This is a genomic window from Rhizobacter terrae (assembly GCF_003852895.1).
Taxonomy (GTDB): Bacteria; Pseudomonadota; Gammaproteobacteria; order Burkholderiales; family Burkholderiaceae_C; genus Albitalea; species Albitalea terrae.
Genome location: NZ_QUSW01000001.1, coordinates 1,498,351 through 1,514,249, shown reverse-complemented (window position 1 = coordinate 1,514,249; position 15,899 = coordinate 1,498,351). Strand labels below are relative to the sequence as shown.

The 15,899-nt window shown below is 62.7% G+C and carries 31 protein-coding genes; all 31 read left to right on the top strand.

Features of this window, described 5'->3' with window-relative positions:
• The coding region (locus DZC73_RS07045; protein WP_456238445.1) for an EF-Tu C-terminal domain-related protein at positions 1 to 354 on the top strand (354 nt) is incomplete at its 5' end.
• Positions 355 to 451: 97 nt separating this feature from the next.
• A complete protein-coding gene (rpsJ, locus tag DZC73_RS07040) occupies positions 452 to 763 on the top strand; it encodes a 30S ribosomal protein S10 (RefSeq protein WP_019561663.1) in 312 nt (103 codons plus the stop codon).
• A gap of 166 nt (positions 764 to 929) precedes the next feature.
• Complete coding sequence (rplC, locus tag DZC73_RS07035; RefSeq protein ID WP_124539433.1) at positions 930 to 1,601, top strand: 50S ribosomal protein L3; 672 nt, start codon at positions 930 to 932, stop codon at positions 1,599 to 1,601.
• Positions 1,601 to 2,221 carry a 50S ribosomal protein L4 gene (gene rplD, locus DZC73_RS07030; protein ID WP_124539432.1) on the top strand — a complete coding sequence of 207 codons (621 nt, stop codon included), beginning with the start codon at positions 1,601 to 1,603 and terminating at the stop codon, positions 2,219 to 2,221. The genes rplC and rplD overlap by 1 nt, the downstream gene beginning before the upstream one ends.
• Positions 2,218 to 2,532, top strand: a complete 315-nt coding sequence (rplW, locus tag DZC73_RS07025) for a 50S ribosomal protein L23 (protein WP_124539431.1) — start codon at positions 2,218 to 2,220, stop codon at positions 2,530 to 2,532. Before rplD ends, rplW begins: the two co-directional genes overlap by 4 nt.
• Complete coding sequence (gene rplB / locus DZC73_RS07020) at positions 2,532 to 3,356, top strand: 50S ribosomal protein L2 (protein ID WP_124539430.1); 825 nt, start codon at positions 2,532 to 2,534, stop codon at positions 3,354 to 3,356. Before rplW ends, rplB begins: the two co-directional genes overlap by 1 nt.
• 9 nt (positions 3,357 to 3,365) lie before the next feature.
• Entirely contained in the window at positions 3,366 to 3,644 is a 279-nt protein-coding gene (rpsS, locus tag DZC73_RS07015; protein ID WP_124539429.1) for a 30S ribosomal protein S19, read from the top strand.
• A 9-nt stretch (positions 3,645 to 3,653) separates the two neighbouring features.
• Positions 3,654 to 3,983 (top strand): 50S ribosomal protein L22, encoded by a 330-nt coding sequence (gene rplV / locus DZC73_RS07010; protein ID WP_124539428.1) that lies wholly within the window; start codon positions 3,654 to 3,656, stop codon positions 3,981 to 3,983.
• 8 nt (positions 3,984 to 3,991) lie between these two features.
• A complete protein-coding gene (gene rpsC / locus DZC73_RS07005; RefSeq protein ID WP_124539427.1) occupies positions 3,992 to 4,864 on the top strand; it encodes a 30S ribosomal protein S3 in 873 nt (290 codons plus the stop codon).
• A 2-nt stretch (positions 4,865 to 4,866) separates the two neighbouring features.
• Positions 4,867 to 5,283: a 50S ribosomal protein L16 gene (gene rplP / locus DZC73_RS07000; protein ID WP_124539426.1), complete on the top strand. Its 417-nt coding sequence runs from the start codon at positions 4,867 to 4,869 to the stop codon at positions 5,281 to 5,283.
• A 20-nt stretch (positions 5,284 to 5,303) separates the two neighbouring features.
• On the top strand, positions 5,304 to 5,504 hold the full coding sequence (rpmC, locus tag DZC73_RS06995) for a 50S ribosomal protein L29 (protein WP_124539425.1): 201 nt from the start codon (positions 5,304 to 5,306) through the stop codon (positions 5,502 to 5,504).
• Positions 5,501 to 5,785: a 30S ribosomal protein S17 gene (gene rpsQ, locus DZC73_RS06990; protein WP_124539424.1), complete on the top strand. Its 285-nt coding sequence runs from the start codon at positions 5,501 to 5,503 to the stop codon at positions 5,783 to 5,785. Before rpmC ends, rpsQ begins: the two co-directional genes overlap by 4 nt.
• Before the next feature lie 112 nt (positions 5,786 to 5,897).
• Positions 5,898 to 6,401, top strand: a complete 504-nt coding sequence (locus DZC73_RS06985) for a peroxiredoxin (protein ID WP_124539423.1) — start codon at positions 5,898 to 5,900, stop codon at positions 6,399 to 6,401.
• A 263-nt stretch (positions 6,402 to 6,664) separates the two neighbouring features.
• Positions 6,665 to 7,033, top strand: a complete 369-nt coding sequence (rplN, locus tag DZC73_RS06980; RefSeq protein ID WP_011831006.1) for a 50S ribosomal protein L14 — start codon at positions 6,665 to 6,667, stop codon at positions 7,031 to 7,033.
• 20 nt (positions 7,034 to 7,053) lie between these two features.
• On the top strand, positions 7,054 to 7,371 hold the full coding sequence (gene rplX / locus DZC73_RS06975; protein ID WP_124539422.1) for a 50S ribosomal protein L24: 318 nt from the start codon (positions 7,054 to 7,056) through the stop codon (positions 7,369 to 7,371).
• A 9-nt stretch (positions 7,372 to 7,380) separates the two neighbouring features.
• Entirely contained in the window at positions 7,381 to 7,935 is a 555-nt protein-coding gene (gene rplE, locus DZC73_RS06970; protein ID WP_124539421.1) for a 50S ribosomal protein L5, read from the top strand.
• A gap of 8 nt (positions 7,936 to 7,943) precedes the next feature.
• Positions 7,944 to 8,249: a 30S ribosomal protein S14 gene (gene rpsN, locus DZC73_RS06965; RefSeq protein ID WP_124539420.1), complete on the top strand. Its 306-nt coding sequence runs from the start codon at positions 7,944 to 7,946 to the stop codon at positions 8,247 to 8,249.
• A gap of 24 nt (positions 8,250 to 8,273) precedes the next feature.
• A complete protein-coding gene (rpsH, locus tag DZC73_RS06960; protein ID WP_124539419.1) occupies positions 8,274 to 8,669 on the top strand; it encodes a 30S ribosomal protein S8 in 396 nt (131 codons plus the stop codon).
• Positions 8,670 to 8,684: 15 nt separating this feature from the next.
• A complete protein-coding gene (rplF, locus tag DZC73_RS06955; protein ID WP_124539418.1) occupies positions 8,685 to 9,218 on the top strand; it encodes a 50S ribosomal protein L6 in 534 nt (177 codons plus the stop codon).
• Positions 9,219 to 9,230: 12 nt separating this feature from the next.
• Entirely contained in the window at positions 9,231 to 9,596 is a 366-nt protein-coding gene (rplR, locus tag DZC73_RS06950) for a 50S ribosomal protein L18 (RefSeq protein WP_124539417.1), read from the top strand.
• Between the two features lie 21 nt (positions 9,597 to 9,617).
• On the top strand, positions 9,618 to 10,136 hold the full coding sequence (gene rpsE, locus DZC73_RS06945) for a 30S ribosomal protein S5 (RefSeq protein ID WP_124539416.1): 519 nt from the start codon (positions 9,618 to 9,620) through the stop codon (positions 10,134 to 10,136).
• A 22-nt stretch (positions 10,137 to 10,158) separates the two neighbouring features.
• Positions 10,159 to 10,341, top strand: a complete 183-nt coding sequence (gene rpmD, locus DZC73_RS06940; protein WP_124539415.1) for a 50S ribosomal protein L30 — start codon at positions 10,159 to 10,161, stop codon at positions 10,339 to 10,341.
• A gap of 21 nt (positions 10,342 to 10,362) precedes the next feature.
• Positions 10,363 to 10,794, top strand: a complete 432-nt coding sequence (gene rplO, locus DZC73_RS06935) for a 50S ribosomal protein L15 (protein ID WP_124539414.1) — start codon at positions 10,363 to 10,365, stop codon at positions 10,792 to 10,794.
• Between the two features lie 46 nt (positions 10,795 to 10,840).
• Positions 10,841 to 12,151, top strand: a complete 1,311-nt coding sequence (gene secY / locus DZC73_RS06930) for a preprotein translocase subunit SecY (RefSeq protein ID WP_124539413.1) — start codon at positions 10,841 to 10,843, stop codon at positions 12,149 to 12,151.
• Positions 12,152 to 12,203: 52 nt separating this feature from the next.
• Complete coding sequence (gene infA, locus DZC73_RS06925) at positions 12,204 to 12,422, top strand: translation initiation factor IF-1 (RefSeq protein WP_009855680.1); 219 nt, start codon at positions 12,204 to 12,206, stop codon at positions 12,420 to 12,422.
• A 64-nt stretch (positions 12,423 to 12,486) separates the two neighbouring features.
• Positions 12,487 to 12,600, top strand: a complete 114-nt coding sequence (gene rpmJ, locus DZC73_RS06920; RefSeq protein WP_009548427.1) for a 50S ribosomal protein L36 — start codon at positions 12,487 to 12,489, stop codon at positions 12,598 to 12,600.
• Between the two features lie 35 nt (positions 12,601 to 12,635).
• Positions 12,636 to 13,001: a 30S ribosomal protein S13 gene (gene rpsM, locus DZC73_RS06915; RefSeq protein WP_124539412.1), complete on the top strand. Its 366-nt coding sequence runs from the start codon at positions 12,636 to 12,638 to the stop codon at positions 12,999 to 13,001.
• A 49-nt stretch (positions 13,002 to 13,050) separates the two neighbouring features.
• Complete coding sequence (rpsK, locus tag DZC73_RS06910; protein WP_025495798.1) at positions 13,051 to 13,452, top strand: 30S ribosomal protein S11; 402 nt, start codon at positions 13,051 to 13,053, stop codon at positions 13,450 to 13,452.
• A 178-nt stretch (positions 13,453 to 13,630) separates the two neighbouring features.
• The gene (gene rpsD / locus DZC73_RS06905; protein WP_124539411.1) at positions 13,631 to 14,254 is read left to right on the top strand and encodes a 30S ribosomal protein S4; all 624 of its coding nucleotides are present in this window, start codon (positions 13,631 to 13,633) and stop codon (positions 14,252 to 14,254) included.
• Positions 14,255 to 14,396: 142 nt separating this feature from the next.
• Positions 14,397 to 15,386: a DNA-directed RNA polymerase subunit alpha gene (locus tag DZC73_RS06900; RefSeq protein WP_025495800.1), complete on the top strand. Its 990-nt coding sequence runs from the start codon at positions 14,397 to 14,399 to the stop codon at positions 15,384 to 15,386.
• A gap of 94 nt (positions 15,387 to 15,480) precedes the next feature.
• Positions 15,481 to 15,879, top strand: a complete 399-nt coding sequence (rplQ, locus tag DZC73_RS06895) for a 50S ribosomal protein L17 (protein ID WP_124539410.1) — start codon at positions 15,481 to 15,483, stop codon at positions 15,877 to 15,879.
• The last annotated feature ends 20 nt before the right edge of the window (positions 15,880 to 15,899 follow it).

Sequence of the window (15,899 nt, the reverse complement as noted above, 5' to 3'; positions counted from 1 at the left end):
CTGCTGCGCGGCACCAAGCGTGAAGAAGTCGAGCGCGGCCAGGTGCTGTGCAAGCCGGGCTCCATCAAGCCGCACACGCACTTCACCGCCGAGGTGTACGTGCTGAGCAAGGAAGAGGGCGGCCGCCACACGCCGTTCTTCAACAACTACCGTCCCCAGTTCTACTTCCGCACGACGGACGTGACCGGCGCGGTGGAGCTGCCCAAGGACAAGGAAATGGTCATGCCCGGCGACAACGTGAGCATCACGGTCAAGCTGATCGCCCCCATCGCGATGGAAGAAGGCCTGCGCTTTGCCATCCGTGAAGGCGGCCGCACCGTGGGCGCCGGCGTCGTCGCAAAGATCATGGAGTAAATGCATGACGACCGGGAAGCAGCGTCCTGCTGCCTCCCGGCCTTTGCACTACACATCGCGGTCGTCACCGGCCGCATCGCTCTTTTAAGGAATCGTCATGCAAAAGCAAAAGATCCGCATCCGCCTCAAGGCGTTTGACTACAAGCTGATCGACCAGTCGGCCCTCGAAATCGTCGACACCGCCAAGCGCACCGGCGCGATCGTCAAGGGCCCGGTGCCCCTGCCGACCCGCATGCAACGTTTCGACATCCTGCGTTCGCCGCACGTCAACAAGACCAGCCGCGACCAGTTCGAGATCCGTACGCACCAGCGCCTGATGGACATCGTCGACCCGACCGACAAGACGGTGGACGCGCTGATGAAGCTCGACCTGCCCGCCGGCGTGGACGTCGAGATCAAGCTGCAATAAATAGCCCTACGGTGAGGCAGTTGTCGCTCGAGCGGCTTCTGCTACAATCGCAGGCTTTCCGCAAAGGCGCGTCCATTTCGGACGCGCCTTTGCACCTTCGTCAGTCCAGCCAATCGATGTTGGACGTTTGAAACAAAGGCCTCGTTCGCGGGGCTGGAGAAAAACCATGAGTCTTAGCAATCGCCTCGGATTGCTGGGCCGCAAGGTGGGCATGATGCGCATCTTCACGGACGATGGCGACGCCATTCCCGTGACCGTGCTCGACGTGTCCAACAACCGCGTTGCCCAGGTCAAGACCGAAGAGACCGACGGCTACAGCGCCATTCAAGTGGCGTTCGGTTCGCGCAAGGCATCGCGCGTGACCAAGCCGGAAGCCGGCCACCTCGCCAAGGCAGGTGTCGAAGCCGGTGAAATCCTCAAGGAATTCCGTGTTGCGGCCGATGTGGCTGCCGGCTTCAAGCCCGGCGCCCAAGTGCCCGTGACCACTTTTGCCGTTGGACAGCTCGTGGACGTGCAAGGCACCTCCATCGGCAAGGGCTACGCCGGCACCATCAAGCGCCACAACTTCAGCTCGCAGCGCGCGTCGCACGGTAACAGCCGTTCGCACAACGTGCCGGGCTCGATCTCCATGGCGCAGGATCCGGGTCGCGTGTTCCCGGGCAAGAAGATGACCGGCCATATGGGCGACGAAACCGTCACCACCCAGAACCTCGACATCGTTCGCATCGACGAAGCACGCCAGCTCCTGCTGGTTCGCGGCGCGGTGCCGGGCTCCAAGAATGGCCACGTGGTCGTGCGCCCTGCTGTCAAGGTCAAGGTCAAGAAGGGAGCCCAGTAATGCAGCTCGAGCTCCTGAACGAACAGGGTCAGGCCACCTCGAAGGTCGACGCGCCGGACACGGTGTTCGCGCGTGACTACAACGAGGCTCTGGTCCACCAGGTCGTCGTGGCCTTCCAGGCCAACGCGCGCCAGGGCACCCGTGCCCAGCTCGACCGCGCTGAGGTCAAGCACACCACGAAGAAGCCGTGGCGCCAGAAGGGCACCGGTCGCGCTCGCGCCGGTATGTCTTCGTCGCCGCTGTGGCGCGGAGGCGGTCGGATCTTCCCGAACAGCCCCGACGAAAACTTCACCCAGAAGGTCAACAAGAAGATGTACCGCGCCGGCATGGCTGCCATCTTCTCGCAGCTCGCCCGCGAAGGCCGTCTGGCCGTGGTGGACTCGCTGACCGTCGATTCGCCCAAGACCAAGCAGCTCGCCGCGAAGTTCAAGGCCATGGGCCTGAACTCGGTGCTGGTGATCGCCGACCAGATCGACGACAACCTCGCCCTGGCTTCGCGCAACCTGTCCAACGTCCTGGTGATCGAGCCTCGCTACGCCGATCCGCTGTCGCTCGTGTACTTCAAGAAGGTGCTCGTGACGAAGGCTGCGATCGAGCAACTCAAGGAGATGCTGGGATGAGCACCTCGAAATTCAATGAGGGCCGCCTGGCCCAGGTGCTTGTGGCGCCCATCGTGTCCGAAAAGGCCACCATGGTTGCCGAGAAGCAGAACCAGGTGCTGTTCAAGGTCCTGCGCGACGCGACCAAGCCCGAGATCAAGGCTGCCGTTGAACTGATGTTCAAGGTCGAGGTCGAGTCGGTGCAGACCGTCACGCAAAAGGGCAAGGTCAAGCGCTTCGGGCGTTCGATCGGCCGCCGCGACCACGTCAAGAAGGCGTACGTGTCGCTGAAGGCGGGCCAAGAGCTCAACTTCTCCGGGGAGGCCGCGTAATGGCCGTCATCAAAGTCAAGCCGACTTCGCCTGGCCGCCGTGCCGTGGTGAAGGTGGTGCATCCGCACCTGCACAAGGGCAAGCCGGAAGCGTCTCTGCTCGAGCCGCAATTCCAGCACGCCGGCCGCAACAACAACGGCCACATCACGATGCGTCACAAGGGTGGTGGCCACAAGCACCACTACCGCGTCGTCGATTTCGTGCGCAACAAGGACGGCATTCCGGCGAAGGTTGAGCGCATCGAGTACGACCCGAACCGCACCGCCCACATCGCGCTGGTCTGCTACGCCGACGGCGAGCGCCGCTACATCATCGCCCCGCGTGGCCTTGAAGTCGGTGCAACCATCCTGAGCGGCGCCGAGGCTCCGATCAAGGCTGGCAACACGCTGCCGATTCGCAACATCCCGGTGGGTTCGACGATCCACTGCATCGAAATGCTGCCGGGCAAGGGTGCCCAGATCGCCCGCTCCGCCGGCACGTCGGTGACGCTGCTGGCCCGCGAAGGCATCTACGCCCAGCTGCGCCTGCGCTCTGGTGAAGTGCGCAAGATCCACATCGACTGCCGCGCCACGATCGGCGAGGTGTCCAACGAAGAGCACAACCTGCGCCAATACGGCAAGGCTGGTGCCATTCGCTGGAAGGGCATCCGCCCGACGGTTCGTGGCGTTGCCATGAACCCGGTGGATCACCCGCACGGTGGTGGTGAAGGCCGTACCGGCGAGGGCCAGGTCCCCGTGTCCCCGTGGAACACGATGACCAAGGGCTACCGCACCCGCAACAACAAGCGCACGCAGACGATGATCGTCTCGCGTCGCAAGAAGTAAGGAGCCGACATGACGCGCTCACTGAAAAAGGGTCCCTTCGTCGACCATCACCTGATGGCCAAGGTCGACAAGGCCGTCGCCGTCAAGGACAAGAAGCCGATCAAGACCTGGTCGCGCCGCTCGACGATCCTCCCCGACTTCATCGGGTTGACGATCGCCGTCCACAACGGCAAGCAGCACGTGCCTGTGTACGTCACTGACCAGATGGTCGGCCACAAGCTCGGCGAATTTGCGCTCACCCGCACGTTCAAGGGGCACCCGGCCGACAAGAAGGCCGCGAAGAAATAAGGAATGACGATGGAAACCCGTTCAATCGTTCGCGGTGTCCGCCTGTCTGCCGACAAGGGTCGGCTGGTGGCTGACATGATCCGCGGCAAGAAGGTGGACCAGGCCATCAACATCCTGACGTTCACCCCCAAGAAGGCAGCTGGCATCATCAAGAAGGCTCTGGAGTCCGCGATCGCGAACGCCGAGCACAACGACGGTGCCGACATCGACGAGCTCAAGGTCAAGACGATCTACGTCGAGCAAGGCGCTACGCTGAAGCGTTTCTCCGCGCGCGCCAAGGGCCGCGGCAACCGCATCAGCAAGCCGACTTGCCACATCTTCGTGACCGTCGGGAACTGAGGAAGACCATGGGACAAAAGATTCATCCGGTTGGCTTCCGCCTCCCCGTCACGCGCAACTGGGCCTCGCGTTGGTACGCGTCGAACCAGAACTTCGCGACGATGCTGGCCGAAGACCTGAAGGTTCGTGACTACCTCAAGGCGCGTCTCAAGAGCGCTGCGGTGTCGCGCATCCTGATCGAGCGCCCCGCCAAGAACGCTCGCATCACGATCTTCTCGGCTCGTCCGGGCGTCGTGATCGGCAAGAAGGGCGAGGACATCGAGAACCTGAAGGCCGAACTGGGCCGTCGCCTGGGCGTGCCCGTGGCGGTGAACATCGAGGAAGTGCGCAAGCCCGAAATCGATGCCCAGCTGATCGCCGACAGCATCACCCAGCAGCTCGAAAAGCGCATCATGTTCCGCCGCGCGATGAAGCGCGCCATGCAGAACGCCATGCGCCTGGGCGCCCAGGGCATCAAGATCATGTCCTCGGGTCGCCTGAACGGCATCGAAATCGCTCGCTGCGAGTGGTATCGCGAAGGCCGCGTTCCCCTTCATACGCTGAAGGCCGACATCGACTACGGCTTCTCTGAAGCCAAGACCACCTATGGCGTCATCGGCGTCAAGTGCTGGGTCTACCGTGGCGACCGTCTGGCGCATGGTGAAGCTCCGGGCGTGCAAGCCCCGGCGCAAGAGGAAGATCGCCGTCCGCGTCGTCCGGCTCGTCCGGGCGCCCCCGGTGAGCGTCGTGGTCCGGCCGGTGGCCGTGGCGACCGCGCTCCGCGCCAAGGTGGCGCGCCGGTTGACGGCAGCGACAAGCCGGCTGACGCCGGTGGCGACGCCGCCAAGAGCCCGGCCGTCAAGCGTGTCCGCAAGGCCGCGCCTGGCGCCAAAGGAGAATAAGCATGCTGCAACCCGCACGCAGAAAATTCCGCAAGGAACAGAAGGGCCGTAACACCGGCATCGCCACCCGCGGCGCGAATGTGTCGTTCGGCGATTTCGGCCTGAAGGCCACCGAGCGCGGCCGTCTGACCGCGCGCCAGATCGAAGCAGCCCGTCGCGCGATCTCGCGTCACGTGAAGCGCGGCGGTCGCATCTGGATCCGCATCTTCCCGGACAAGCCGATCTCGCAAAAGCCGGCTGAAGTCCGCATGGGCAACGGCAAGGGCAACCCCGAGTACTACGTCGCCGAGATCCAGCCGGGCAAGGTGCTGTACGAAATCAACGGCGTTCCTGAAGAGCTCGCTCGTGAGGCGTTCCTCTTGGCTTCGGCCAAGCTGCCGCTGAAGACGACTTTCGTGGCCCGCCAGGTCGGCCTGTAATCAGCCGACGGAGAAACACCATGAAAGCATCTGAATTCCGCAGCAAGGATGTCGCCGGCCTCGAGAAGGAAGTCGCCGACCTGCTGAAGGCCCATTTCGGCCTTCGCATGCAGAAGGCGACCCAGCAGCTGACCAACCATTCGCAGCTGGGCAAGACCCGCCGTGACATCGCTCGCGCCAAGACGATCCTGGCGCAAAAGAAGAAGGAAGCCGCGAAATGACCGCTGCAACCCAAACCGAAGCCAAGGCCAAGAACACCCGTACGCTGGTGGGCAAGGTCGTCAGCGACAAGCGCTCCAAGACCATCACGGTCCTGGTCGAGCGTCGCACCAAGCACGAGCTGTACGGCAAGATCGTCGCGAAGTCCTCGAAGTACCACGCCCATGACGAAAAGGGCGAGTACAAGATGGGCGACGTGGTCGAGATTGCTGAGAGCCGACCCATCTCCAAAACCAAGTCCTGGGTCGTGACCCGCTTGGTCGAGAAGGCTCGCGAGGTCTAATCAGGCCCGGACGCCAGGGCTTTCCAAGCCTTCGGCGCATGACGGTCGGCACGCTGGGATACTGGCGGCCGGCCGTTTTTCGTTGTGAATCTCAAGAAGCCAGGAGGCAAACATGATCAAGGTTGGCGACAAGCTGCCCGCGGGCAAGCTGCAGGAATACGTGGAAGTCGAAGGCAATGGGTGTTCGATCGGCCCGAACACCTTCGACATCGAAAAGGAAACCTCGGGCAAGAAGATCGCCGTCTTCGCGCTGCCTGGTGCGTTCACGCCGACCTGCTCGGCCCAGCATGTGCCGGGTTACGTCCAGCAAGCCGACAAGCTCAAGGCTGCCGGTGTGGATGAGATCTGGTGCGTCTCGGTGAACGACGCCTTCGTGATGGGCGCCTGGGGCCGCGATCAGAAAACGTCCGGCAAGGTTCGCATGATGGCTGATGGCAGCGCCGAGTGGACCAAAGCGCTGGGCCTGACGCTGGACCTGACCGCCAAGGGCATGGGTGTGCGCTCACAGCGCTTCTCCATGTTGGTGGACAACGGCGTGGTCAAGACGCTGAACATCGAGGCACCCGGCAAATTCGAAGTGAGCAACGTGGAGACCATGCTCAAGCAGGTCGCCTGAGCGGATTGGCCTGACGACAGAAGAGGCCGATACCCTGGAGGTGTCGGCCTAAAGCAAAGGCGTAGCTTGACAGGGGTTATCCCTGCGGGCCATAATCGCCGACTTCGCTGGAATTTCAGGCGCAACATGCGTTGCGCAAACGAGTCCGGCTCCGCCCAACCGCCAAAGGATGCAAGTCCGGAGGTGACGGGCCCAAGACTGATCGGGAGTTGGCGTCATGGTGGTCATGGCGCGGCGAGCGATTCAAGTTGGGGACAGAGAACATGATTCAAATGCAGTCGCGGCTGGATGTCGCGGACAACACTGGTGCGAAATCCGTCATGTGCATCAAGGTGCTGGGCGGCTCCAAGCGCCGCTATGCCGGCATCGGTGATGTGATCAAGGTCAGCATCAAGGAAGCTGCGCCGCGCGGTCGTGTGAAGAAGGGCGAGGTCTACAGTGCCGTCGTCGTTCGCACCGCCAAGGGTGTTCGCCGTCAAGACGGCTCGCTGGTCAAGTTTGACGGCAATGCCGCCGTCCTGCTGAACGCCAAGCTCGAGCCCATCGGCACCCGCATCTTCGGACCGGTCACCCGTGAACTGCGCACCGAGCGCTTCATGAAGATCGTTTCGCTGGCTCCTGAAGTTCTCTAAGCCGCGGTTAAGGACAGGCCATGAACAAGATTCGCAAAGGCGACCAGGTCATCGTGTTGACCGGCCGCGACAAGGGCAAGCGCGGCACCGTGACGCAGCGCGTCGATGACGACCGTGTGGTCGTCGAGGGTGTCAACGTCGTCAAGAAGCACGTTAAGCCGAACCCCATGAAGGGCACCACCGGTGGCGTGATCGACAAGACCCTGCCCATCCATCAGTCCAACATCGCCATCTTCAACCCCGCGACCGGCAAGGCCGATCGCGTGGGCGTCAAGTTCCTGGCAGACAAGACCAAGGTCCGCGTCTTCAAGTCCAGCGGCGAAGAGATCAAGGCGTAAGAGGTCATCATGGCTGAACAACAAACCGCACGCCTGCAACAGGTTTACCGCGAAAAGATCGTCCCCGAGCTCGTCAAGAAGTTCGGCTACAAGTCGATCATGGAAGTCCCCCGCCTGACCAAGATCACCCTGAACATGGGTGTAAGCGAGGCAGTGTCGGACAAGAAGGTCATGGAACACGCCGTGGGCGACCTGACCAAGATCGCCGGCCAGAAGCCGGTGGTCACCAAGTCCAAGAAGGCCATCGCCGGCTTCAAGATCCGTGACGGCGTGCCCATCGGCACCATGGTCACGCTGCGCGGCGTTCGCATGTACGAATTCCTTGACCGCTTCGTCACCATCGCGCTGCCGCGCGTGCGCGACTTCCGCGGGATCTCGGGTCGCTCGTTCGACGGCCGTGGCAACTACAACATCGGCGTCAAAGAGCAGATCATCTTCCCCGAGATCGAGTACGACAAGGTCGATGCCCTGCGTGGTCTGAACATCAGCATCACGACGACCGCGAAGTCGGACGACGAGTGCAAGGCGCTCCTCGCTGCCTTCAAATTCCCGTTCAAGAACTGAGGTGGCCCGTGGCTAAACTTTCCCTCATCAAGCGCGAAGAAAAGCGCGAGCAACTGGTCGCCAAGTTCGCCAAGAAGTACGCCGAGCTGAAGGCCACTGCGAACGACGCCAAGAAGTCGGACGAAGAGCGCTACGCCGCCCGCCTGGAGCTGCAGAAGCTGCCCCGCAACGCCTACCCGACCCGCATGCGCAACCGCTGCGAGCTGACTGGTCGTCCGCGCGGTACTTTCCGCAAGTTCGGCCTGGCCCGTAACAAGATCCGTGAGCTGGCCTTCAAGGGCGACATCCCCGGTGTCGTCAAGGCCAGCTGGTAATCGGCCCGATCAGGAGATATTCGAATGAGCATGAGTGATCCTATCGCCGATATGCTGACTCGCATCCGCAACGCGCAGATGGTCGAAAAGGCCAGCGTGACGATGCCGTCGTCCAAGCTGAAAGTGGCGATCGCCAAGGTCCTGAAGGACGAGGGCTACATCGAGAACTTCGCCCTGGTGGGTGATGCTGCCAAGCAGCAGCTCGAAGTGACCCTGAAGTACTACGCCGGCCGTCCCGTCATCGAGCACATCGAGCGTGTGAGCCGTCCCGGTCTTCGCATCTACAAGGGCCGTCACGACATTCCGTCCGTGATGAACGGTCTGGGTGTTGCCATCGTCACGACGCCCAAGGGCGTGATGACCGACCGCAAGGCGCGTCAAGCCGGTATCGGCGGCGAAGTGCTTTGCTACGTCGCCTAAGGGGGAGAGGAAGAAATGTCCCGCGTAGGAAAAATGCCGATCGCGCTCCCGCAAGGCGTGGAAGTGTCGATCAAGAATGATCAGATCAGCGTCAAGGGCGCCCTGGGTACGCTGGTGCGTCCCGTGAATGCGCTCGTGACCGTGACGAACGAAGGCGGCAAGCTGGCCTTCGCTCCGGCCAACGACAGCGTCGAGGCCGACGCCATGTCCGGCACCATGCGCGCCCTGGTGGCCAACATGGTCAACGGCGTGAGCAAGGGCTTCGAGAAGAAGCTGACGCTGGTGGGCGTGGGCTTCCGCGCCCAGGCTTCCGGCCAGAAGCTGAATCTGCAGATCGGTTTCTCGCACCCCGTGGCCAAGGACATGCCTGCGGGCATCAAGGTTGAGTGCCCGACGCAGACCGAAATTTTGATCAAGGGTTCCGACCGCCAAGTGGTGGGCCAGATCGCTGCTGAAGTCCGCGCGATCCGTCCTCCCGAGCCGTACAAGGGCAAGGGCATCCGCTACGCGGACGAAAAGGTTTCCCTCAAGGAAACCAAGAAGAAGTAAGGAGCGACGACCATGTTGAACAAAAAAGATCAGCGTATCCGCCGCTCCCGCCAGACCCGCGCACGCATTGCCGTGCAGCGCGTGGCTCGCCTGACGGTGCATCGCACGAACCTGCACATCTACGCCAGCGTCATCTCCGACGACGGCCAGAAGGTGCTGGCCAGCGCTTCCACCGCCGAAGCCGATGTCCGCAAGGAACTGGGCGCTGCCGGCAAGGGTGGCAACGCCGCTGCCGCTGCCATCATCGGCAAGCGCATCGCCGAGAAGGCAAAGGCCGCGGGCGTCGAGAAGGTTGCCTTCGACCGTGCTGGTTTCGCGTACCACGGCCGCGTGAAGGCGCTGGCCGAAGCCGCGCGTGAAGCCGGCCTCCAGTTCTAAGCGCGCAAGAGGAATCCGACAATGGCAAAGTTTCAACCCCGCGCTCAGGCCGAAGGCAACGACGACGGTCTGAAGGAAAAGATGATCGCGGTGAACCGCGTGACCAAGGTGGTGAAGGGCGGCCGTACGCTGAGCTTCGCTGCGCTGACCGTGGTCGGTGACGGCGACGGCCGCATCGGCATGGGCAAGGGCAAGGCCAAGGAAGTGCCGGTGGCGGTGCAGAAGGCCATGGAATCGGCCCGCCGCAACATGGTCAAGGTTTCGCTGAAGAACGGCTCGATCCACCACAAGGTGGTCGGGGAGCACGGTGCTTCGCGCGTCCTGATGGCTCCGGCCAAGCCCGGTGACGGCATCATCGCCGGCGGCCCGATGCGCGCCGTGTTCGAAGTCATGGGCGTGACCGACATCGTGGCCAAGAGCCTCGGTTCGACCAACCCGTACAACCTGGTCCGCGCTACGCTGAACGCGCTGAAGGCGACCAGCACGCCCGCCGAGATCGCTGCCAAGCGCGGTCTGACGGTCGAAGAGATCCTCGGCTGAGCCGGCGATCTGGAGAACTGAAATGACGGACAAGAAAACGGTCAAGGTCAAGCTGGTCAAGAGCATTGCCGGCACCAAGGAATCACACCGTGCCACGGTGCGGGGCCTGGGCCTGCGCAAGCTCAACAGCGAGCGCGAACTCGAAGACACGCCCGCGGTGCGCGGCATGATCAACAAGGTCTCGTACCTGGTGAAGGTGCTGTAAGCGCCGCCTCGAGGAAAGAACATGGAACTCAACACCATCAAGCCGGCCGACGGTGCCAAGAAGGCGCGCCGTCGCGTTGGCCGCGGCATCGGTTCGGGCCTGGGCAAGACGGCCGGTCGCGGCCACAAGGGTCAGAAGTCGCGTTCCGGCGGCTACCACAAGGTGGGCTTTGAAGGCGGTCAGATGCCGCTGCAACGCCGCCTGCCCAAGCGTGGCTTCAAGTCGGCCTCGCTGAAGTTCAATGCGGAAGTGACCCTGACCGACCTGCAGCGCCTGGGCGCCGCGGAAGTCGATCTGCTCACGCTCAAGCAAGCCGGCCTGGTGGGCGAACTTGCAAAAGTCGTGAAGGTCATCAAATCGGGTGAGCTGACCACGAAGGTCGCCCTCAAGGGCATCGGCGCCACGGCAGGCGCCAAGGCTGTCATCGAGGCGGCTGGCGGCTCGGTCGCCTGAGCGTCTCGGTCCCTCAACCGCAGTTCAGACTCGGAACGCACACCCAGTGGCAACCAACGCGAATCAGCTGGCCAAGAGCGGCAAGTTCGGTGACCTTCGTCGCCGGCTTGTCTTCTTGTTGCTCGCCCTCGTGGTCTATCGCACCGGGGCACACATTCCGGTGCCGGGCATCGACCCCCATGCGCTGGAGCAGCTGTTCAACAGCAAGCCCGGTGGCATCCTGAACCTGTTCAACATGTTCTCGGGTGGAGCGCTGTCGCGTTTCACGGTGTTCGCGCTGGGCATCATGCCGTACATCTCCGCGTCGATCATCATGCAGTTGATGACCTACGTGGTGCCTTCGCTGGAATCCTTGAAGAAGGAAGGCGAGGCCGGGCGTCGCAAGATCACGCAGTACACGCGCTACGGCACGCTGGGCCTGGCGATCTTCCAGTCGCTGGGCATTGCGCTGGCTCTGGAAGGCTCTGCCGGTCTGGTGCTGGCTCCGGGTTTCGGATTCCGCCTGACCACCGTCGTGAGCCTGGTAGCCGGCACGATGTTCCTGATGTGGCTGGGTGAGCAGATCACCGAGCGCGGATTGGGCAACGGCATCTCGATCCTGATCTTCGCGGGCATCGCTTCCGGCCTGCCCAACGCGATCGGCAACCTGTTCGAGCTGATCCGCACGGGCTCCATGAGCGTGCCAGTGGCACTATTCATCTTGGCGCTGGTGGGTCTGGTGACGTTCTTCGTGGTGTTCGTGGAACGTGGCCAGCGAAAGATATTGGTCAACTATGCGAAGCGCCAGGTGGGCAACAAGGTGTACGGCGGCCAATCGTCGCACCTTCCGCTGAAGCTGAACATGTCGGGCGTGATCCCGCCGATCTTCGCGTCGTCGATCATCCTTCTGCCTGCGACTGTGGTGGGTTGGTTCGCGACAGGCGATGGCCTGCGCTGGCTGAAGGACATCGCCAGCTTGCTGTCTCCGGGCCAGCCGATCTACGTGATGCTTTATGCCGCGGCGATCGTCTTCTTCTGCTTCTTCTACACGGCGCTGGTGTTCAACAGCCGTGAGACGGCAGACAACCTGAAGAAGAGCGGCGCCTTCATCCCGGGCATCCGCCCGGGCGAGCAGACGGCCAAGCACATCGATCGCATCCTGTCGCGCCTGACGCTGGCCGGTGCCATCTATATCACGCTGGTCTGCCTGCTGCCGGAATTCCTGGTGCTGAAGTACAACGTGCCGTTCTACTTCGGTGGCACTTCGCTCCTGATCATCGTCGTGGTGACGATGGACTTCTGGGCGCAGGTGCAGAGCTATGTGATGAGCCAGCAGTACGAATCACTGCTGAAGAAAGCGAATTTCAAGGCGGGTTGAAAGACCAGCCGAGAGCGAACGGACACGAACGAACGGACTGACGACACAGGGCATGGCCAAAGACGACGTCATTCAGATGCAAGGCGAGATTCTTGAGAATCTTCCCAATGCCACGTTTCGTGTGAAGCTGGAGAACGGGCATGTCGTGCTCGGCCACATCTCCGGGAAGATGCGCATGCACTACATCCGCATCCTGCCGGGCGACAAGGTGACGGTCGAACTGACGCCCTACGATTTGAGTCGGGCCCGCATCGTGTTCCGGGCCAAGTAAGACCAACGGAACACGACGAACGATTTGACAAGGAAGCGGCCTGACAAGGGCTTAGGAGAAGAGCATGAAAGTTGCAGCATCGGTCAAGAAGATGTGCCGGAATTGCAAGATCATCCGTCGCAAGGGCGTGGTGCGCGTGATCTGTACCGATCCGCGTCACAAGCAGCGCCAGGGCTGATCCACAGTCCGCTGACAGAGAATTAGGAAACGCACATGGCACGCATTGCTGGTATCAACATTCCGCCCCATAAGCACGCCGAGATCGGCCTGACCGCCATCTATGGCATCGGCCGCACGACCGCGCAGAAGATCTGCGAGGCCAGCGGTGTGCCTTTCGATCGCAAGATCAAGGACCTGACCGACGCCGATCTGGAAAAGATCCGTGAAGAAATCGGCCGCCTGACGATCGAAGGCGACCTGCGTCGCGAGATGTCCATCAACATCAAGCGCCTGATGGACCTGGGCTGCTATCGCGGTTTCCGTCATCGCCGCGGCCTGCCGGTTCGCGGCCAGCGCACCCGCACGAATGCCCGCACCCGCAAGGGTCCGCGCAAGTCGGGCGCCACGGTCAAGAAGTGATCGAGCGCTGACTCGACGCACACCGGCAAAGAATTGAGAGAAGGTCAACATGGCTAAAGCACCGAATACCGCCGCCCAGCGCGTGCGCAAGAAGGTTCGCAAGAACGTCGCTGACGGCATCGCGCACGTCCACGCGTCGTTCAACAACACCATCATCACGATCACCGATCGCCAGGGCGGCGCACTGTCCTGGGCATCCAGCGGTGGCCAAGGCTTCAAGGGCTCGCGCAAGAGCACGCCGTTCGCTGCCCAGGTGGCCGCGGAAGTGGCGGGCCGTGCAGCTCAAGAGCAAGGCATCAAGAACCTGGACGTGCGGATCAAGGGCCCCGGCCCCGGCCGCGAGTCGTCGGTTCGTGCATTGGCCTCTCTGGGCATTCGCATCAATTCGATTTCGGACGTGACGCCGGTTCCTCACAACGGCTGCCGTCCCCAGAAGCGTCGTCGCATCTAAGCGCGCTTCACCCCATGTCGGCGGTCGCTTCACGGCGACTCGCCGACTTTGTACTGAGGCCGGCCGTTTTCATATCGTCCGGCCTCGCATGTAAGACCACCGTCTGAGCGCCCACAACAACACTCGCCAGACTCGCGCAAGCCCCACCGCCTGCGTCAGATGACCAAAGGAAAGCAACGTGGCACGTTACCTCGGCCCCAAGGCCAAACTCTCCCGCCGTGAAGGCACCGACCTGTTCCTGAAGAGCGCCCGCCGCGCCATCAGCGACAAGGCCAAGTTCGACAGCAAGCCTGGCCAACATGGTCGCACCTCCGGTTCGCGCACCAGCGACTTCGGCCTGCAACTGCGCGAGAAGCAGAAGGTCAAGCGCATGTACGGTGTGCTGGAGCGCCAGTTCCGCCGCTACTTCGCCGAGGCCGAGCGCCGCAAAGGCAACACCGGCTCGAACTTGCTGACGCTGCTCGAGTCGCGCCTGGACAACGTGGTGTACCGCATGGGCTTCGGCTCGACCCGCGCCGAGGCACGCCAGCTGGTGTCGCACAAGTCGATCACCGTGAACGGCCAGGTCGTGAACATCGCTTCCTACCTCGTGAAGGTCGGCGACACCGTCGCCGTGCGCGAGGCGGCCAAGAAGCAACTGCGCATTGTCGACGCACTCAAGCTTGCCGAATCGGTGGGCATGCCCGGCTGGGTGCAGGTGGACGCTTCCAAGATGGAAGGCGTGTTCAAGAAGACCCCCGACCGCGATGAATTCGGTGCCGACATCAAGGAAGCCCTGATCGTCGAACTGTATTCGCGTTGATCCCCCTGCGGTGGGCCGCGTGGACCGCGCCCACCACCTGCGCTGTGCCGTGCCGGGCACACAGCGCGAGGTTCTCTGCCCGGCACTGTCCGCCAGCCTTATCGGTGTAACGAGCCGAGGGTATTGAGAGGAACTGGACTACATGCAAACCAATCTGCTGAAACCCAAAGCCATTCACGTCGAGCCGCTCGGTCACAACCGTGCCAAGGTCACCCTCGAGCCGTTCGAGCGTGGCTATGGCCACACGCTGGGCAATGCCCTGCGCCGGGTGCTGCTGTCGTCGATGGTGGGTTACGCGCCCACGGAAGTGACGATCGCGGGCGTGCTCCACGAGTACTCCACCGTGGACGGCGTTCAGGAAGACGTGGTTCACATCATGCTGAACCTCAAGGGTGTGGTGTTCCGTCTTCACAACCGTGATGAAGTGACCCTGGTCCTGCGCAAGGAAGGCGAAGGCCCCGTCACCGCCGGCGACATCCAGACCCCGCACGACGTCGAGATCATCAACCCTGACCATGTCATCGCCCACCTGTCGCAAGGCGGCAAGCTGGACATGCAGATCAAGGTCGAGAAGGGCCGCGGCTACGTGCCGGGCAACCTGCGCCGCTTCGGCGACGAGCCCACGAAGTCCATCGGCCGCATCGTGCTGGACGCCTCGTTCTCGCCCGTGGCCCGCGTGAGCTACACCGTCGAAAGCGCCCGCGTCGAGCAGCGCACCGACCTCGACAAGCTCGTGATGGAAATCGTCACCAACGGCGCGATCTCGCCGGAGGAAGCCATCCGCGCCTCGGCCAAGATCCTCGTCGAGCAGCTCGCCGTGTTCGCCCAGCTCGAAGGCCAGGTCGGCGACATCTTCGACGCGCCGGCCGCCCAGCGCAGCACGCAGTTCGACCCGATCCTGCTGCGTCCGGTGGACGAGCTCGAACTCACCGTGCGTTCGGCCAACTGCCTGAAGGCCGAGAACATCTATTACATCGGCGACCTGATCCAGCGTACCGAGACCGAGCTGCTCAAGACCCCGAACCTGGGTCGCAAGTCGCTCAACGAAATCAAGGAAGTGCTGGCCTCCCGCGGTCTCACCCTGGGTGCCCGCCTCGAGAACTGGCCGCCCCAAGGTCTTGACAAGCGTTGAGATAGTTTTTTGAAAAGTGGGCTGGAAAAACCAGCCCGGTGCACCCGACAGTACCTGACACGGCTGCCGGTTTTGATAAGGAAAGGAAAGCACCATGCGTCACCGTCACGGACTTCGCAAACTCAACCGTACCAGCGAGCACCGCGCCGCCATGCTGCGCAACATGTGCAATTCGCTGCTCACGCACGAAGCGATCAAGACCACGGTTCCCAAGGCCAAGGAACTGCGCCGCGTCGTCGAGCCGCTCATCACGCTGGCCAAGGAGCCGACCCTCGCCAACCGCCGCCTGGCGTTCGACCGCACCCGCGATCGCGATGTCGTCACCAAGCTGTTCGGCGAACTGGGCCCGCGCTACAAGGCCCGCCCGGGCGGCTACACCCGCATCCTGAAGATGGGTTTCCGCGTGGGCGACAACGCCCCGATGGCCTTCGTGGAGCTGGTGGATCGTCCCGAGCCGGCCGCCGCCGAAGAGGCTGGCGAGAAGGCTGAGTAAGCGTTCTTCGCACCGAGCGA

Coding starts and splice junctions, on each gene's coding strand:
- rpsJ (WP_019561663.1), top strand. CDS start 452: ATGCAAAAGCAAAAGATCCGCATCCGCCTCAAGGCGTTTGACTACAAG.
- rplC (WP_124539433.1), top strand. CDS start 930: ATGAGTCTTAGCAATCGCCTCGGATTGCTGGGCCGCAAGGTGGGCATG.
- rplD (WP_124539432.1), top strand. CDS start 1,601: ATGCAGCTCGAGCTCCTGAACGAACAGGGTCAGGCCACCTCGAAGGTC.
- rplW (WP_124539431.1), top strand. CDS start 2,218: ATGAGCACCTCGAAATTCAATGAGGGCCGCCTGGCCCAGGTGCTTGTG.
- rplB (WP_124539430.1), top strand. CDS start 2,532: ATGGCCGTCATCAAAGTCAAGCCGACTTCGCCTGGCCGCCGTGCCGTG.
- rpsS (WP_124539429.1), top strand. CDS start 3,366: ATGACGCGCTCACTGAAAAAGGGTCCCTTCGTCGACCATCACCTGATG.
- rplV (WP_124539428.1), top strand. CDS start 3,654: ATGGAAACCCGTTCAATCGTTCGCGGTGTCCGCCTGTCTGCCGACAAG.
- rpsC (WP_124539427.1), top strand. CDS start 3,992: ATGGGACAAAAGATTCATCCGGTTGGCTTCCGCCTCCCCGTCACGCGC.
- rplP (WP_124539426.1), top strand. CDS start 4,867: ATGCTGCAACCCGCACGCAGAAAATTCCGCAAGGAACAGAAGGGCCGT.
- rpmC (WP_124539425.1), top strand. CDS start 5,304: ATGAAAGCATCTGAATTCCGCAGCAAGGATGTCGCCGGCCTCGAGAAG.
- rpsQ (WP_124539424.1), top strand. CDS start 5,501: ATGACCGCTGCAACCCAAACCGAAGCCAAGGCCAAGAACACCCGTACG.
- DZC73_RS06985 (WP_124539423.1), top strand. CDS start 5,898: ATGATCAAGGTTGGCGACAAGCTGCCCGCGGGCAAGCTGCAGGAATAC.
- rplN (WP_011831006.1), top strand. CDS start 6,665: ATGATTCAAATGCAGTCGCGGCTGGATGTCGCGGACAACACTGGTGCG.
- rplX (WP_124539422.1), top strand. CDS start 7,054: ATGAACAAGATTCGCAAAGGCGACCAGGTCATCGTGTTGACCGGCCGC.
- rplE (WP_124539421.1), top strand. CDS start 7,381: ATGGCTGAACAACAAACCGCACGCCTGCAACAGGTTTACCGCGAAAAG.
- rpsH (WP_124539419.1), top strand. CDS start 8,274: ATGAGCATGAGTGATCCTATCGCCGATATGCTGACTCGCATCCGCAAC.
- rplF (WP_124539418.1), top strand. CDS start 8,685: ATGTCCCGCGTAGGAAAAATGCCGATCGCGCTCCCGCAAGGCGTGGAA.
- rplR (WP_124539417.1), top strand. CDS start 9,231: ATGTTGAACAAAAAAGATCAGCGTATCCGCCGCTCCCGCCAGACCCGC.
- rpsE (WP_124539416.1), top strand. CDS start 9,618: ATGGCAAAGTTTCAACCCCGCGCTCAGGCCGAAGGCAACGACGACGGT.
- rpmD (WP_124539415.1), top strand. CDS start 10,159: ATGACGGACAAGAAAACGGTCAAGGTCAAGCTGGTCAAGAGCATTGCC.
- rplO (WP_124539414.1), top strand. CDS start 10,363: ATGGAACTCAACACCATCAAGCCGGCCGACGGTGCCAAGAAGGCGCGC.
- infA (WP_009855680.1), top strand. CDS start 12,204: ATGGCCAAAGACGACGTCATTCAGATGCAAGGCGAGATTCTTGAGAAT.
- rpmJ (WP_009548427.1), top strand. CDS start 12,487: ATGAAAGTTGCAGCATCGGTCAAGAAGATGTGCCGGAATTGCAAGATC.
- rpsM (WP_124539412.1), top strand. CDS start 12,636: ATGGCACGCATTGCTGGTATCAACATTCCGCCCCATAAGCACGCCGAG.
- rpsK (WP_025495798.1), top strand. CDS start 13,051: ATGGCTAAAGCACCGAATACCGCCGCCCAGCGCGTGCGCAAGAAGGTT.
- DZC73_RS06900 (WP_025495800.1), top strand. CDS start 14,397: ATGCAAACCAATCTGCTGAAACCCAAAGCCATTCACGTCGAGCCGCTC.
- rplQ (WP_124539410.1), top strand. CDS start 15,481: ATGCGTCACCGTCACGGACTTCGCAAACTCAACCGTACCAGCGAGCAC.